General features: G+C 47.5%; 11 protein-coding genes. 8 read left to right on the top strand and 3 right to left on the bottom strand.

Features of this window, described 5'->3' with window-relative positions; genetic code table 11:
• Positions 1-496 precede the first annotated feature (496 nt).
• The 5 genes from FBF61_RS09205 to FBF61_RS09185 all read left to right on the top strand — a co-directional run bounded on the left by FBF61_RS09205 (position 497) and on the right by FBF61_RS09185 (position 10,082).
• Complete coding sequence (locus FBF61_RS09205) at positions 497-3,514, top strand: SusC/RagA family TonB-linked outer membrane protein (protein WP_138476900.1); 3,018 nt, start codon at positions 497-499, stop codon at positions 3,512-3,514.
• Between the two features lie 12 nt (positions 3,515-3,526).
• A complete protein-coding gene (locus FBF61_RS09200) occupies positions 3,527-5,026 on the top strand; it encodes a RagB/SusD family nutrient uptake outer membrane protein (protein ID WP_138476899.1) in 1,500 nt (499 codons plus the stop codon).
• 317 nt (positions 5,027-5,343) lie between these two features.
• On the top strand, positions 5,344-7,134 hold the full coding sequence (locus FBF61_RS09195) for a glycoside hydrolase family 9 protein (protein WP_138476898.1): 1,791 nt from the start codon (positions 5,344-5,346) through the stop codon (positions 7,132-7,134).
• Between the two features lie 82 nt (positions 7,135-7,216).
• Positions 7,217-7,816 carry a DUF6436 domain-containing protein gene (locus FBF61_RS09190; protein ID WP_138476897.1) on the top strand — a complete coding sequence of 200 codons (600 nt, stop codon included), beginning with the start codon at positions 7,217-7,219 and terminating at the stop codon, positions 7,814-7,816.
• Positions 7,817-7,832: 16 nt separating this feature from the next.
• Positions 7,833-10,082 (top strand): response regulator, encoded by a 2,250-nt coding sequence (locus FBF61_RS09185; RefSeq protein WP_138476896.1) that lies wholly within the window; start codon positions 7,833-7,835, stop codon positions 10,080-10,082.
• A gap of 51 nt (positions 10,083-10,133) precedes the next feature.
• Here FBF61_RS09185 and FBF61_RS09180 read toward each other — a convergent pair whose 3' ends face one another.
• Positions 10,134-11,285: an FAD-dependent oxidoreductase gene (locus FBF61_RS09180; RefSeq protein ID WP_138476895.1), complete on the bottom strand. Its 1,152-nt coding sequence runs from the start codon at positions 11,283-11,285 to the stop codon at positions 10,134-10,136.
• A gap of 90 nt (positions 11,286-11,375) precedes the next feature.
• On the opposite strand from FBF61_RS09180, the gene FBF61_RS09175 reads away from it, so the two are divergent.
• Entirely contained in the window at positions 11,376-12,359 is a 984-nt protein-coding gene (locus FBF61_RS09175; RefSeq protein ID WP_138476894.1) for a helix-turn-helix transcriptional regulator, read from the top strand.
• A 177-nt stretch (positions 12,360-12,536) separates the two neighbouring features.
• Here the strand turns inward: FBF61_RS09175 and FBF61_RS09170 are convergent, their stop codons facing one another.
• The gene (locus FBF61_RS09170) at positions 12,537-12,944 is read right to left on the bottom strand and encodes a DoxX family protein (RefSeq protein WP_138476893.1); all 408 of its coding nucleotides are present in this window, start codon (positions 12,942-12,944) and stop codon (positions 12,537-12,539) included.
• 131 nt (positions 12,945-13,075) lie between these two features.
• Between FBF61_RS09170 and FBF61_RS09165 the strand changes: the two genes are divergently transcribed.
• Positions 13,076-13,414, top strand: a complete 339-nt coding sequence (locus FBF61_RS09165; protein WP_138476892.1) for a winged helix-turn-helix transcriptional regulator — start codon at positions 13,076-13,078, stop codon at positions 13,412-13,414.
• Positions 13,415-13,436: 22 nt separating this feature from the next.
• Positions 13,437-14,330 carry an alpha/beta fold hydrolase gene (locus FBF61_RS09160; RefSeq protein WP_138476891.1) on the top strand — a complete coding sequence of 298 codons (894 nt, stop codon included), beginning with the start codon at positions 13,437-13,439 and terminating at the stop codon, positions 14,328-14,330.
• Between the two features lie 98 nt (positions 14,331-14,428).
• Here the strand turns inward: FBF61_RS09160 and FBF61_RS09155 are convergent, their stop codons facing one another.
• Positions 14,429-14,941 carry a hypothetical protein gene (locus FBF61_RS09155; RefSeq protein WP_138476890.1) on the bottom strand — a complete coding sequence of 171 codons (513 nt, stop codon included), beginning with the start codon at positions 14,939-14,941 and terminating at the stop codon, positions 14,429-14,431.
• Positions 14,942-14,966 lie beyond the last annotated feature (25 nt).

The following is a 14,966-nucleotide window of genomic DNA, read 5'->3' as shown; positions in this document are numbered from 1 at the left end:
TATTTGTTATTCCGTCCTGGCTCACAATATTAAAAAGATAAACAATTATTGGTATTACCAGTGTAATAATTGTTTATCGTTTCAATTAAATGATGTTGCTTTTGATGATACGGTAAACAGCTTATTGATCCTACTACAAAATTGACAAATAGATCAATTAAGTTTCCTTTTCCGCATAAACAGTAAAATTTTCTTCTGAATCAAAAAATCGCAGTAATTTTTGTTTTGAGAGTGTGTGCGCACACATTTTGTTTTTACATTTGTTCATATCCACAAAATTCGAGTACCACTGATCGGAATAAAACTGTCTCCAAAACAGTCTTTTATTTCCTAAGAAATTTTTGTGTCAACCTAACCATGTTTTAATGAAGTACAACAAGACCAACAAAAGAAGTCCAAGTTTCGCCTGCCTGGTTCCCTCCGAGGGTTCAATTGCACTACTCACTTATCACCAACCATCACGAGCATTTTGCTCGACAAACTCATTGTTCCTGATATGAAAGATCATTACAAACAGTTTCTGCGGCTCTCTATGCTTGCGGCGGTTTCTCTTTCGGTGAGCCTGCCGGCTTCACTGGCTGCCGTGCCTGCCGGGTTAGCAAAAAAGACGGTAAAAAGTACATCAAAACGGTTAGAGTACACGGTGACCGGAAAAGTAGTTTCCAGCGAGAAAGAAAGTCTTCCCGGCGTCAGCATCGTTGAAAAAGGTACCAATAAGGGAACCACTACCGACGTGGACGGAGCATTTAGTATCAACCTGACGACACCAGGTACTACGCTGATTTTCAGCTTCATCGGCTACGCTACCAAAGAAGTGGTGGTAGATGGGGCCACGAACCTGAATGTTGTCCTGGAATCGGACGCAAAAGGCTTGGACGAGGTGGTGGTTGTAGGTTATTCGGCCAAAAAGGTACGGTACCTGTCAAGCGCGGTGTCCACGATCAGCAGCCAGAAACTGCGCGATGTTACCTCCAACGAACTGCCAAACCTCCTGCAGGGAAAAGCTCCCGGCGTAGTGGTTTCCACCGGCTCGGGTGACCCTACCAGCGCCGCCAGGGTAGTGATCCGCGGGTCGGGGACGATTTCGGCAGGAAGTTCGCCTTTGTACGTGGTGGATGGTAATATTGATGGTACTTACAACCCGGTTGACGTGGAAAGTGTTACCGTTCTGAAAGACGTTGCCGCCACCGGTTTGTACGGTTCGCGTGCAGCAAATGGTGTCATCATCGTCAACACCAAAATGGGGAAGGCTGGCAAGACAGAGATCAGTGTGAACAATACATTCGGTTTTGCGGAGGCTACTATGGGTAAGTTCCGGATGATGAATGCCCAGGAACTGTACGATTTTCAGAGTACCTTTTACCCAAGAGATCCTTCCGTTTTGCAACGTAACACCAACTGGTGGAATGAAGCTTTCCGTACCGCATTTGTCAACAACCATAATATATCTCTTTCCGGAGGATCGGATAAAACCACTTTTTATGTTTCCGGTAACTACTACAAAGAACAGGGGACGGTTGTCGAAAACGACAAGACAGGATATAACTTCCGTACCAACCTGAGATCGCAATTGACCAAAAGACTGACTGGTGCAGTGCTTTTAAACGGGCAGTATACAAGGGATAACTATCAGAACAGCAATACTTTGTATGATGGTTATGTGAATCTTCCCTTTGACCCGGCATACGAAAACGGAGTGCCGACAGACGGACGCTCGTACCCTAACTGGCTGGGACGTGACCGCGAAAACTTCCTGCATTCGATCCAGTACAATTTTGCCAAGGCGAAGAGTCTGAGGACCAGCCTGGATGTAAACCTGGACTTTGATCTGACAGACAAAATAACGTTATCGAGCTACAACCGGGCGATGTTTGGAAACGGATCGGGTGCTACTTACTATGACCGGCGGACCAAACAGGGCGGCGCGAATGGCGGTGAACTTTATAATAACAACAACAACAGTTACCGGCTGCTTACGTCGAACCGCGCACGTTATTCGGAGGAATTTGGAAAGCATAGCCTGACTTTGCTCGGCGTAGCGGAGGCGGAAACTTCTTACAATCAGTATAATACAGTTTCAGGGAAAGGTTTGCCGGCAGGACAGGACGTATTGTCGGTAGCAACGGACATTCTTGTATCACCAACCGGGTACAGTGAGCAGGTTGCTTTCCGCAAGTTTCTCGGCCAGGCCGACTATAACTACGACAACCGCTATTTCCTGGTGGCATCGCTGGTCAATGAATTCTCATCATTATTTGGCAAGAATAATTCAACCGCCAATTTCTATCAGTTCGGAGCTTCCTGGGTGCTTAGCAATGAGAATTTCCTGAAAAACAATAAGCTGTTAACTTTCGCAAAACTTCGTTTGAGCCACGGAACTGTGGGAAATGCGGCTATTCCGAACTTTGCCTCACTGGGACTGTATACCATTTCACAAGATGCGAGCTACGCAGGTATCCCGGGGGCGTCACCTTTTCAGAAAGGGAATCCTGATCTGACCTGGGAAAAGATCAAGTCTTCCAACCTGGGTATCGATATAGGTTTGTGGAACCGCATTGATCTCGCAGTGGATATTTATAACAAAAAATCCGAAGACCTGCTTTATCAGAAACCATTGACAGCCACTACCGGGTACAGCTACGTTTGGGTAAACGCGGGTTCCGTCCGCAACAGGGGTGTTGAGTTCAGTTTGACTTCCAATAATCTTACTGGTAAGCAGCTAACCTGGGAAACCAGCCTGAACATGGCTTTCAATCGCAATAAGATCCTCGAACTGAGTGGAGGCGCAGCTACATTCCGTCCTGGAAACCGTTTGCCGCTGGCAGCAGGACACGATATGGGCGAATTCAATCTGCCGATCTGGGCAGGTGTAAATCCTGAAAACGGAGATCCGCAGTGGGAGAAGCTTGTGACAAATGCCGATGGAACTGTCACAAAGGAAATGACCAATTCATACAGTTCCGTCCAGACGGCCCAGTCACGCCAGTTTACAGGCAAATCCACCAACCCAACATTTACGGGAGGTATTACCAATACATTGAATTACAAAGGGTTTACATTCTCTGCGTTTTTCAATTTTGTATCGGGCAACTGGGTGTACAATGAAAGCCGCTTCTATTTCGATAACGACGGTCTGTACGAAAGCTACAACAATATGGTGCTGCCAAAAGGATGGTCGCGCTGGGAAAAGCCTGGTGATATAGCCACGCATCCAAAGCCGATCGTAGGTGGTAACAAGGATTCCAACCAGTCGTCGTCCCGTTATCTTGAAGATGGCAGCTTTATCCGTTTGCGTAACGTTCGTCTGGCCTACGATATACCGGTTAGTACGATCAGACGCATTGGATTCTCCCGCGCGAACATTTTCGTGAGTGCTGATAACCTCTGGACAGGTACCAAATTCACTGGTCCGGACCCTGAGTCGTCCATGTCTTTCGAGGATACACCGGGTCTTTCCAGCATCAAATATCCGATCAGCCGCAAGCTGCTTTTTGGTATCAATTTCACATTGTAATATTTTAGGCATATGAAATTCATAAAATCAAAATTACTACTGGCACTCGGTTTGGTATCGATGCTATCGTGCGAGCAATATTTCGATCCGACTACCTCCATAGACGAAACCACAGCGCTGGCCAACGAGTCGGATGTGCAGACCGTTACGATTGGAACGTATGCTTTCTTAAATAAAGCAAATTACACGTACAGCGGTCATATCATGATGGAGTATCCCAGTGATGAGATCGCCCAGGGGCAGATTTCATCCAATGATTTCACGCGGATATACCGGTATACCCATATCAACACCTCTTCGCACGCAACTGCATACTGGAGCCAGTGCTACAAGGTGATCGCCGCGACGAACAAGGTTATCGGTTTTGTTTCAAATGATGCTTCGGCGGAACTGCGTCAGCTGAAAGGGGAGAATATGTACCTGCGTGCCATGGCCCATTTTAATATGGTCAGAATGTTCGGAAGGCCATATCCACAGGAAAACGGAAACAATCCCGGTGTGCCCATTCTGCGTGACGGGCTCGATGACAATGCGGCAACTACTTTGCCGCGGTCGACAGTGAAGGAAGTATACGATTTCGTGATTGCCGACCTTTTGCAGGCGGCGGAGTTGATGACGGTGAAAAAGACAAATATTTACGCTTCCAAAGAAGTGGCCTATGCGCTGCTCGCAAAAGTGTATTTATTTAAAGGTGATAATGCCAATGCCTTGAAATATGCCAACATGGTGATTGAAAGTGGACGGTATACTTTGCTCTCGTCTTCCAATTTTCCCAACTATTTCAGGCTTGTCCCAGAAAATAATACCGAGACGATCTTTGCAGTTCGGCATACCAGCGTTCAGATCGCCGGGATCAGCACGATGTATATCAGCTCCGACAGATCAGGCGCTCCGCTGGCACAGGGTGTGAGTGGCTGGGCCGAGCTGTATGCTTCTCAAAAGTATGTTGACTTCCTCGCGCAACACCCGGAGGACATCAGAAAATCCTTTATTACCCCTTATGTGCTGAACGGAGAACTGCAGACCAATAAAAAGCTGACGCCTGCCACGCCGATGTACTACATCAACAAGTACACTTTGCAGGATAATGTGATCAATGCATCGTCTCCTGTATACCTGCGCCTGGCCGACATGTACCTGATCAGGGCGGAAGCGAATGCGAAACTGGGCAATACTGCCGACGCGCTGGCCGATGTTAACCTGATCCGCACCCGTGCTGGACTGTCGGGAACTGCATTGTATACCACAGCCAATATGGCCGCAGCGGGCAAGACAATACTGGATGTAGTACTGGAAGAACGGTTCCTGGAACTGGCCTTTGAAGGACATCGTATTTATGATCTGTTCCGTAACGGACGCCCGATGGTGCGTAATTATCCGGGAACCCACTCGCAAAACAATACTCCGACAACCGATGTACGTCAGACTGTTCTGCCAACCGACCCAAGAGTGGTTTTCTTTATCCCGCAAACAGAAGTAGACCAGAACAAAAATCTTACCCAAAACCCTTAATCAAATTAAATTCTGTTTAAGTATTGCGGACAGCAGACAGGTTTCCTGTCTGCTGTTTTTTGTGATCCGGAATTGGCTCAGTTGCGTATGTTTCACGTTTGATGCTGTTGTAGCGGAGGTAAAGGTAATTAACTCATAATGCGTCAATTAGATTAGATCCTGTCATATTTTCAATTGTATTAAAAAAATGATTGATACGGTAATTCTGCCGGCCGCACGCCTTCGCCGGAACGATGAAGTACTTTGCGGATTGACATAGAAATACTACCTTTTAATTACAAAATATTTTTTGTGATAATCAGAGAACCTTGTTGGCAATGAAAATACGATCTGAAATAATTCTGGGATCCTTGTTGATCATGATGCAGGCAGTAACCGCAAAGGGACAATCCTTTTCCCGCGACCTGCAGGTAAGCCTGCTCACAAATCAGGTAGGCTACACAACGGCTGCACCAAAAACCTGCGTTACAAAAGGAAATGTAAACCGCCCTTTCCGGGTCGTCGATGTCCTGACTCAAAAAGTTGTTTTCGAGGGTACTATGAAAACCCGGCCGGGTGACTTCGGCGATTATCTCGTTGGCGATTTCAGCAAACTCAATAAAGAAGGGCGCTTCTATCTGACGTCCGACACGCTCCGCTCTTATCCTTTTGAAATCCGGCGCGATCCCTACCACAATGCAATGGATCTGATCGTGCATTACTTCGCCCTGCAGAGATGCGGCGCGAGTACTACCGGCTATCTGTCTCCCTGCCATCTGGACGACGGGAAGCGCGTCGACACTGGCAAGCATCAGGACGTAACCGGGGGCTGGCACGATGCAAGCGATCTCAGAAAATGGGTGGGTGCGACGATATACGGGATGGTAGGCCTTGCAAAAGCTTATGAATTTGAAAAGGATGAAACGAAAAGAATGAAAATCCTGGATGAACTGATGTGGGGAAACGGATATTTCCTGAAAATGCAGGAACCAAAGGGATATCTCATGGACTTTATCGGCGGCGAGATCAAACAGGCCGGCGACAGCAACCGATGGACAGACAACCAGATAGGACAGGAAGAAGGCGAGCCACATCTGCAAAGCCCCGGATCCGGAAAATCCTCCCTGAAAGTGATGGTGATGGGCTCTGAGGATGATCGTGTGATTCAGACGCGGCCTTCCGACATGATCAGCCAGTACCATTTTATCGTAGCGGACGCATTCCTCTCGCGCGTAACGCGCCCCGGAAACAAGGAGTACGCACAAAAGTGTCTTGTGGCGGCTGAGCGTTGTTTTGACTGGTGTGTAAATGCGAAAACAAACCCCTCACCCACGGAACTCGGGGCATCGATTCTTGCCGCACTTGAACTTTACAAAACAACGAAATCTGAAAAGTATAAGCTGTATGCAGTCAATCAGGCCGGTTTACTTAAAAAATTGCAGGTGACTGCCGGCGGCGATACATTAAGTGGTTTTTTTCGTGTTTCGTCCAAAAAAGAGGAACCTTATAAAAACATCTGGAACGGTTGCCTGGAACTGATTTCAGTTTGTGACCTGATCACAGCTTTCCCGTCCCATCGCGATGTCCCGGCCTGGAAAGAAACCGTGGTAAGCTACTCCCGTCAATATCTCGCGGTCATGGCCGGGCGGAACAGTTTTTCTATTGTTCCGTTCGGCCTGTATGCTCCGGGTGAGCAGGATCCGGGAGGAAGCAGGAAAATCGGGAATTACTGGTACCGGTATTTTATGTTTCCCGAAAAGTGGTGGGTCGGCATCAACGCCAACATTGCGTCGTCGGGGATAGGTATGGCGAAAGCAGCGAAAATCCTCAAAGACCCGGAATTGCAATTGCTCGCCCAGCGGCAGCTTGACTGGATCGTTGGGGCCAACCCTTTCAACAGTTCAACCATCGTCGGGGTCGGATATAACCAGCCAAAACCATACATCAACAGCAATGAGTTCAAGCCGGCAACCCCTCTTCTGCCGGGCGCGGTCATGAACGGCCTGGGCGGAGACAAAGACGATCATCCGGTTCAGGGAAGCGGCAATTATAATATTTCGGAGTACTGGACGCCCATGGTAGCGTATACGCTTTGGCTGATGACGGAATTGTCAGGCGACAGACAATAGCGTTCACGCTTTTTAATATGACGCTTATAGAGTAATTTTGACATCTATGTAAATTAGTTTTACAAATAGTTGCACTGAGAAAATGGTAAGAAAGGGTTTGGTGATCATTTGGTTGGTGTCGCTTTTGTCCGTCACCGGCGCTTTATTCTGGTACAACGATTTGATTTATCAACTGCCTACTCCTGTTCCCGATCATTATCGCCCGGTGTCGAAAGGCACTAAGATTGATCTGGAAAACAAACTTCAATTCTCTCCTGATAAGCCTGTTTTTCTTCATTTTTATAATCCTGAATGTCCGTGTTCCAGGTTTAACAAGAATCATTTCAGGTCACTTGTCAGGCAGTACAGGCATGTAGTTGATTTTGCGGTGGTGGTTATGAGCGATCAATCTTATACGCCTGAAACGATCCGGGACAAAATAGGTGTGAACATTCCGGTGCTGTTCGATAGCTCTATTGCGGACAAATGTGGTGTATACTCCACTCCCCAGGCGGCAATCCTCGACACCCGGCAAAGACTTTACTACCGGGGCAACTACAACTCCAGCCGCTACTGCACAGATGAAAAAACCAGCTATGCAAAAATTGCTCTGGCAGGTTTGCTCAACGGCCGGTCAACGGCTGCGTATGATGATCTGGCTTTGAAATCCTACGGCTGCACCCTGCCTGTTTGCAAAAATTAAAATCTGTTAAAATAGTATGTATCGCCATTTGGACTTGTCAAGCTCTCCCACGGGTAGTTTTCTATTGGGGATTAAGGAAAGATCGGACTATATCATGAATTACTTTCTGGCAGGTTATTTCCTGCTGGGCCTGGTATTCGCTGGTTTTTACGACACCTGGTTCATTGCCATTGGTGTGGGCGGGATCTCTTTGCTGGCGTATTATTCTGTGAGGCTGATGCTGCCTGAATCTGACTTGTACCAGTATGTCCTGAGCACGGTACTCGGGATTTTTATGGCCCAGTATATTTACCAGATGCATGGGCTTTTTGAAATGCATTTTTTTGCCTTCATAGGCAGTGCCGTTTTGATCAGTTACCAGAAATGGACACTGCAGATTCCGATGATGATGGTGGTACTGGCGCACCATGCAATATTCGGTTATCTGCATAACCGGGGTTTCACAGAAGTTTATTTTACAAGGCTTGATTATTTTGACCTGCTGACGTTCACAATTCATATGCTACTGGCCGCAGCGATATTTTTTATCTGTGGGTTGTGGTCATATCTCCTGAGCAAGTACTACCAGTTGCAGCTGGTCCAGATGGTGGACATGGCCGAGTTGCAGAAGGAGGCGCAGCTTTCGCTGGTACGCAAACAAAATGAGGAAATTCAGATCGCCGCAAACGAACAACTCCGGGAGACGAACCTGGCGCTGGATAAAGCCCGCCGCGAAGCGGAACGGGCCAATCAGGCAAAAAGTATTTTCCTGGCTACCATGAGCCATGAAATACGCACGCCTATGAATGGGGTGATAGGTATGGCGGCCCTGCTTCAGGAAACGCAGTTGTCGGAGGAGCAACGTATGTTTACGGAGACCATTTCAACCTGCGGAGATACCCTGATCAATGTGATCAACGATATCCTGGATTTCTCCAAAATAGAGTCCGGTAACATTGAGCTTGAAAGCGAGGATTTTGACCTCCGCCAGAGCATTGAGGACGTTCTTGATATTTTTGGCAGCAAGGCCGCAAAACTTGGGCTGGACCTTGTCTATCAAATTGATGACAATGTACCTCAGCAGATCGTCGGCGACCAGCTGAGGTTACGGCAGGTGCTGATCAACCTGGTGGGCAATGCCATGAAATTCACGGAGCAAGGGGAGGTCTGCGTGTTCGTCACCAAGGACGAACTGGAAAACCGGGAGGGTAGGATAAGACTGAAATTTGATGTGCGGGACACGGGGATCGGTATCTCAACAGACAAACTCAACCGGCTTTTTAAGGCGTTCTCCCAGGTCGATTCTTCCACGACCCGGAAGTACGGTGGTACCGGATTGGGTCTGGCAATATCAGAAAAGCTGGTTGGCCTGATGGGCGGCGAGATCAGCGTCGTGAGCGAACCCGAACATGGGTCTACCTTTTCTTTTACGGTAAAAACGCGCAAAGGGGATAAAGTGCTGCCTGTTTATCAGGACAATATGGAAGAATATGAGGGCAGGAAAATCCTTGTGATCGATGACAACGCGACCAACCTGACAATCCTGAAACACCAGCTCGACACCTGGAAATTGCGGCCGGTACTGGCATCTTCAGGAAAGGAAGCATTGGAAATATTATCTGTTGAGAAGGATATTGATCTCATCATCACAGATATGCAGATGCCCGGCATGGACGGTCTGATGCTTGCTGCTGAAATTCATCTGCTCCGAACAAGACAACCTGTTATTTTACTTAGCTCGATAGGTGAAGAACTTAAGGAGCAGCAGCGCGAGCTTTTTGTTTCGGTTCTGACCAAACCTATCAAGCGGAATGTTCTGAGCCATCACATCCTGAACGCGTTGCGCGGCCAGGTGCGAACCGCATCTGAACCTGCTGCGCGCAATAAACTTTCAACAGATTTCGCTGCCATGTACCCGCTGCATCTGCTCGTCGCCGAGGATAACCGGATAAACCTGCATGTGATCATGGGTATCCTTCAAAGGCTCGGCTACAAGCCGGATGTCGTATCGAACGGACTGGAAGCTGTTGAGGCGGCGAACCAGGTCAATTACGGCATGATACTGATGGACATGCAGATGCCGGAAATGGATGGGCTTGAGGCAACGGGAATCATCAGAAAAACGGTTGTGGAACAGCCGGTTATCATTGCCCTGACAGCCAACGCAATGGAAGGTACCGAGCAGGAATGCCTGGACGCCGGGATGAATGATTACATCAGTAAACCGATCAAGCTGGATGACCTCATGAGTAAGATCAAAAAATGGCATCCTAAAACGACATCGTGATTTAATGCTCGGGAGGTGGCACAGGCTGCCAGTGAAACCCGGGAAACGTATTTAATTCATCATTTCAAGCATACCGGTAATCGCGTTCGCCGAGTGGAGCATCGCCGTTGAATGCAAAGTGATCTGCCCGATTTCTGCAAATCTGCGCAACATCTGCTTTTCATAACCTGATATTGCGCTTTGTATATCAGAAAATTGTCCGCTGGTGAGACAAATGCTCAATTCAAGAGCGTCCAGCATCGCCATGTTTACGCCTTCTCCGGCATAGGGCGGCATCAGGTGTGCGGCGTCGCCGAGCATAGTCAGGTCTGGTTGCGTCTCCCAGGCTTGGTCCAGCGGCATACAGTACTGGGGACGGACGGTTAGGGGAAACGTGGCTTTCCCGATTAATCCCAGCCAGATGTTGTCCCAGCCTGCGAACTCTTTTTGGAACCACGATTGCGCCTGTGCCTGGTCTGTGAAGTCGATTCCGCAGCTGGTCACCCAGTGCTCATCAGTTTTGGATCCGGTATAAAACACCAGACTACCGTCGCCTTTTGAGCTTACAATGATCGTTTTCTCATCGCCCATCACGAATAGTTTTCCGCCATTCAAGAGCTTGTGGATTTCCGGCAATGCGGTTTCGGAGTTGTAAACGGATCCTTCCACCATCGTAATACCAGCGTAAAATGGCTTTATCGGAGTGATAAGCTGCCGGACTTTGGAATTTGCACCATCGGCTGCTATAACAATATCAGCAAGGAATGACGTGCCGTTGCGGAAATCCAGCTGCCAGGAACCATTGATTTTGGACATAGATACAAAATGGCTGTCCCATATCACCGTATCAGGCAGTAAGGAATCCAGCAGGATGTTTCTCAGCGGACCCCGGTCAATTTCGGGTCGTGCTGATGCTTCATCTTGCCCGGCAAGACTATCGTCGAGAATGATATTTACATTTTTATCAATAATGCGCAGCCTGTCAGCGCCGGGGCGGAAGTTTGCCCTAAATTCATCCATCAATCCCGCTTCTTCAAGTGCACGTAACCCCGAATCCTCGTGGAGATCCAGTGTAGCGCCCTGCACTCTCGTATCCCTGTTGAAGTCTCTTTCGTACACTGTTACATGTCCGCCTTTCTCCTGCAAAAGTCTGGCTAATGTGAGCCCGCCCGGGCCGCCGCCTATGATGGCTATTTTTTTACCTGCTATTAATTTCGTATTCATGGTTGTGATTTTTTGATATACAAAATTATCTGGTCGGAATAATACATAATAGCTATATTGGGCAAATAATTAGTCCTTTCCGGTCAATGTATGGTTTTTGAATTCGTATCATCTGGCGGGCCCGGCTTTATGACCGCCTTTGCAGAATCCATCGGCAGTAAGATTGAGAATGGTATCCTCCGGCTCCCGGAAAAATTGGGAAGAGGGCATATCAAAGCGATGGACCTGGACCCGATGATAAGAATGATCGTCGTTAATTTTGTTCTTAAAGAAGATCTGACTTTAAAAAGAATTTCTGCCGGTCATAGTTCAGGCGGCATATCCATGACTTTTCACAATATATTTCATGGAAACAGGCAGAGGGGAGGCACTTCCATCCAAGATTCGGGCCTGCTGCCTTCCGTGCAGGTGACGTCCGCTGATATCGCTTTTGAAACTTTTTTTCCGGCCCATACAGAGATCAACACCATTATCATCGCGGTTGATATTGATTTTTTGAGAAGCCTTTTGAAACTAAAAAATGAAAATTCGCTTATTGAGAATATACTGAGCGGTAATCATTCTTATCTGTACGAGGAGATCATATCGCTTCAAATGCAGGAAGTTGCAGCTAAAATTGTGGACGCCGATGTACCCGCAGACCTCAATAATTTTTATTTCAAGCTGAGGGCTCAGGAGCTTATTTATTTTTTGTTTGCGGAGCTATTGAAACGTGAGCATGTTGCAAGCCAGCCGCTCAACACCGCTGATGTAAATGTAATGTTTGCGATTAAAAACAAGATACTGGCTGACCTCAGCCAGCCTCCCAATCTGCCGGAACTGGCAAAAAGTTCGGGCATGAGTGAGAGTAAAATGAAACGATTGTTCAAACACATTTTTGGAAACAGTATCTACAATTACTACCAGACGTTCAGAATGAATGAAGCGGCTTATCTGATCAGTGAGCGAAACCTTTCGATTTCGGAAGTGGGTTATCGTCTGGGCTTTTCCAATCTGAGCCATTTTACCCGTCTTTTCGAAAAACACATTGGAATGAAGCCGAAGAAGTATGCCGGACGTAATCTGAAGAGGTAGTGAGGCAGGGAAGCCGTGATTGGCTTTGAGCATACAACCATTTTTAACTTGCTGATCGGCTCAACAGCACTTGCCTACCCACTCACGCTTGTTGCACGGAATGTTCGTGATTCTGATAATCTGGATCAGATTGAGTCGGGAAATTGGACAGACCAGACAAGTGAACGATAAGAGTACCTATTTTCTCTCGATCACAGCTTTCCTTAACCTTCCCCAAACGACAAATACTGCCAGCACAGCTACAAATATATTAATGCCAATTTGCGATGCCTCGCCTCTGTTTACATGGAAAATAATAGCGGCTGCCATTAATGCAAGGATTCCAATGCATGCGTATATGGTAAGTTGTGGCAACATTCGAAACATTCCGGGCAGGATCAGGCCGATGGCGGCCAGCAGATCCGCTATTCCGGATAAGGTTACCAGCATTTCATTATTTTTTGTCCAGGGCCACATAGTGGCCAGTTGCTCTGCCGGTTGGGCGAGCTTCATGTAAGCTGCCCAGAAAAAGGTAGCCGCCAGAATTACCTGCGCCGTCCAGAGGGTAATATTCATTGCTTTCGATGGTTTTTGTTCGCTTTTCATATCGGGTCGTTTTGTGAATTCGTCCGTCAAAAGTATATACCTTTACTTTCCGGTTGATAGCGCTTCCGCTTTGGATAGCGCTATCTGAATGGATAGTATCGGTATTTTAGAACTGAACAACAATAATCGGTATGTTAACTGCTGGTGGCTGCCCCAAAACTGCACTGTCGATCAAAGACGCTCTGGAGGCCCTTGAAGGGCGCTGGAAACTGCTTATTTTATTTTCGTTATCCGGAGGAACCAAAAGGTTTAAACAAATATCCAAGGAAGTGCCCGGCATTACCGACAAAACGCTGTCAAAAGAGTTGAAGAATCTGGAAGCCAATAAGCTGGTTACCAGGACTGTCTATGACACTTTCCCGCCAACCGTGGAATATGCGATCACACCTCACGGTAAATCATTGGAAAATGTGCTGGAAGCATTGCATTATTGGGGCCTTGCACATCGGCAAGAGGTGATTGGCAAATAACTAAGATTTAATCTTGAAATGGATGAGAGTCATTCCGATACTGATATGCCTGCAAGTAACCATGGCGGCGGTTGCGCAGGAAAAACTGGTTTCTGTGAACGGCCAGCAGTTCCATATTCTAACCAAGGGACTGGAAAACCGGAAGGCGCATGCACCCGTTCTTGTTTTTGAAAACGGGCTGGGAATGGGGCTTGGGAATTGGGACACAGTCCTGGACGAATTGTCACAAACTGCCCCGGTTTTTGCGTACGACCGGGCCGGGGTGGAAGGGTCCGAGCGCGTGTTTAAAATGCCGACGGTCGAAGTAGTCGCCCGGAATTTAAAAGCAATTCTGTCCAGCCAGAATATAGCACCTCCGTATATTTTGGTGGGGCATTCGATGGGCGGTCTTTATATCCGGGGCTTTGCCGGGTATTATCCTGATGAAGTTGCGGGGCTGGTGTTTCTGGACCCGGCCGATTTTACGGAAACCAAAAAAAACTGGAACGACATTTTCCGGAAGCTTGGCGTCCCTGAAAAGCGGATTGACGAGATGTTATATGACCGTCTTTACAAACCATCAGTTATAGATTCCGTCCGTTTCGGGCCGTCGAGTGAGGTGCAGGTTCTGACGGATTTAAGGAAGACCGATTTTGCGGAAATAGCCAGTTTACCGATACCGGACGTGCCTCTTTTTTTTCTGATAGGCGGTAAGTTCGAGGTGCCGCCTGAGCGACGGAGCAAAGATTTCGATCAGGCTAAATTCTTTGAAATACGTGCGGACGTGAACATCGAAAGGTGGAAAAAATTTATCTACTCGTCTTCACGGGGCGGATCGCTGGTCTATCTTTCAGGCAGCGGTCACTATTTGCACAGGGATAATCCCAAAGCGGTTATCGGGGTGATTAAGATGTTGATGGAGAGTCTGGGGGAATGACTTTACGATCTTTTTTTGCCAGTCTTCTCAAACCCGCCCTTAAAATCTACTGCCTACGCCCTCATTTCAATTCCAATGGGATGTAATTCCATAACAGGTTATTTTTTTACGAATTCCAGGACCAGGTTACACTCTACCAATGCGTCCCGCATGTCGGCGGCATCAACGTTAAAAACCGATGAAAATCCTTCCGTCTCTTTCAGTGATCGCTGCGCGCGTGCCAGGTCCATTTGCCACTTCATCGTCTTTGAATCTGAAGTAAGTGCAAAATAGCCTATATCGTCGGGTTCGCCGATGGCCAGTTCAGTTCCTTTCACCGTGTATTTCCATGTGTATGTACTTGTACCAAAAATATCTGACGGGTCCGCAATGGTACCGTCGCTTTTGAATTCGATGATCTGATCCGCTGTTCCTTCGGCAGAATCGCTCACTGGCTGTACCTGGCCGTTAACCTTGACTTTTGCATCCAGTTTAACTGTTTTCAGCCGCCATTGGCCGAGGATATCTTCTGTGTCAGCAGGCGTTACGTCGGACTTGGGGCCGCAAGCACACAGCAACATTGTTATTGCCAGATATACCGGGATGCTTTTTAAACTGAGGTAAGTTTTCATAGCTTGTGAGAAGAAGCGTACTTGG

Source organism: Dyadobacter bucti (assembly GCF_005869225.1).
In the GTDB taxonomy this organism is placed as follows: domain Bacteria; phylum Bacteroidota; class Bacteroidia; order Cytophagales; family Spirosomataceae; genus Dyadobacter; species Dyadobacter bucti.
This window is presented reverse-complemented; position numbering and strand designations above follow the sequence as displayed.

Excerpts from the sequence above, each read along its gene's own strand:
- FBF61_RS09205 (WP_138476900.1), top strand. The coding sequence starts at position 497 with ATGAAAGATCATTACAAACAGTTTCTGCGGCTCTCTATGCTTGCGGCG.
- FBF61_RS09200 (WP_138476899.1), top strand. The coding sequence starts at position 3,527 with ATGAAATTCATAAAATCAAAATTACTACTGGCACTCGGTTTGGTATCG.
- FBF61_RS09185 (WP_138476896.1), top strand. The coding sequence starts at position 7,833 with ATGTATCGCCATTTGGACTTGTCAAGCTCTCCCACGGGTAGTTTTCTA.
- FBF61_RS09195 (WP_138476898.1), top strand. The coding sequence starts at position 5,344 with ATGAAAATACGATCTGAAATAATTCTGGGATCCTTGTTGATCATGATG.
- FBF61_RS09165 (WP_138476892.1), top strand. The coding sequence starts at position 13,076 with ATGTTAACTGCTGGTGGCTGCCCCAAAACTGCACTGTCGATCAAAGAC.
- FBF61_RS09170 (WP_138476893.1), bottom strand. The coding sequence starts at position 12,944 with ATGAAAAGCGAACAAAAACCATCGAAAGCAATGAATATTACCCTCTGG.
- FBF61_RS09155 (WP_138476890.1), bottom strand. The coding sequence starts at position 14,941 with ATGAAAACTTACCTCAGTTTAAAAAGCATCCCGGTATATCTGGCAATA.
- FBF61_RS09180 (WP_138476895.1), bottom strand. The coding sequence starts at position 11,285 with ATGAATACGAAATTAATAGCAGGTAAAAAAATAGCCATCATAGGCGGC.
- FBF61_RS09175 (WP_138476894.1), top strand. The coding sequence starts at position 11,376 with ATGGTTTTTGAATTCGTATCATCTGGCGGGCCCGGCTTTATGACCGCC.
- FBF61_RS09160 (WP_138476891.1), top strand. The coding sequence starts at position 13,437 with ATGAGAGTCATTCCGATACTGATATGCCTGCAAGTAACCATGGCGGCG.
- FBF61_RS09190 (WP_138476897.1), top strand. The coding sequence starts at position 7,217 with ATGGTAAGAAAGGGTTTGGTGATCATTTGGTTGGTGTCGCTTTTGTCC.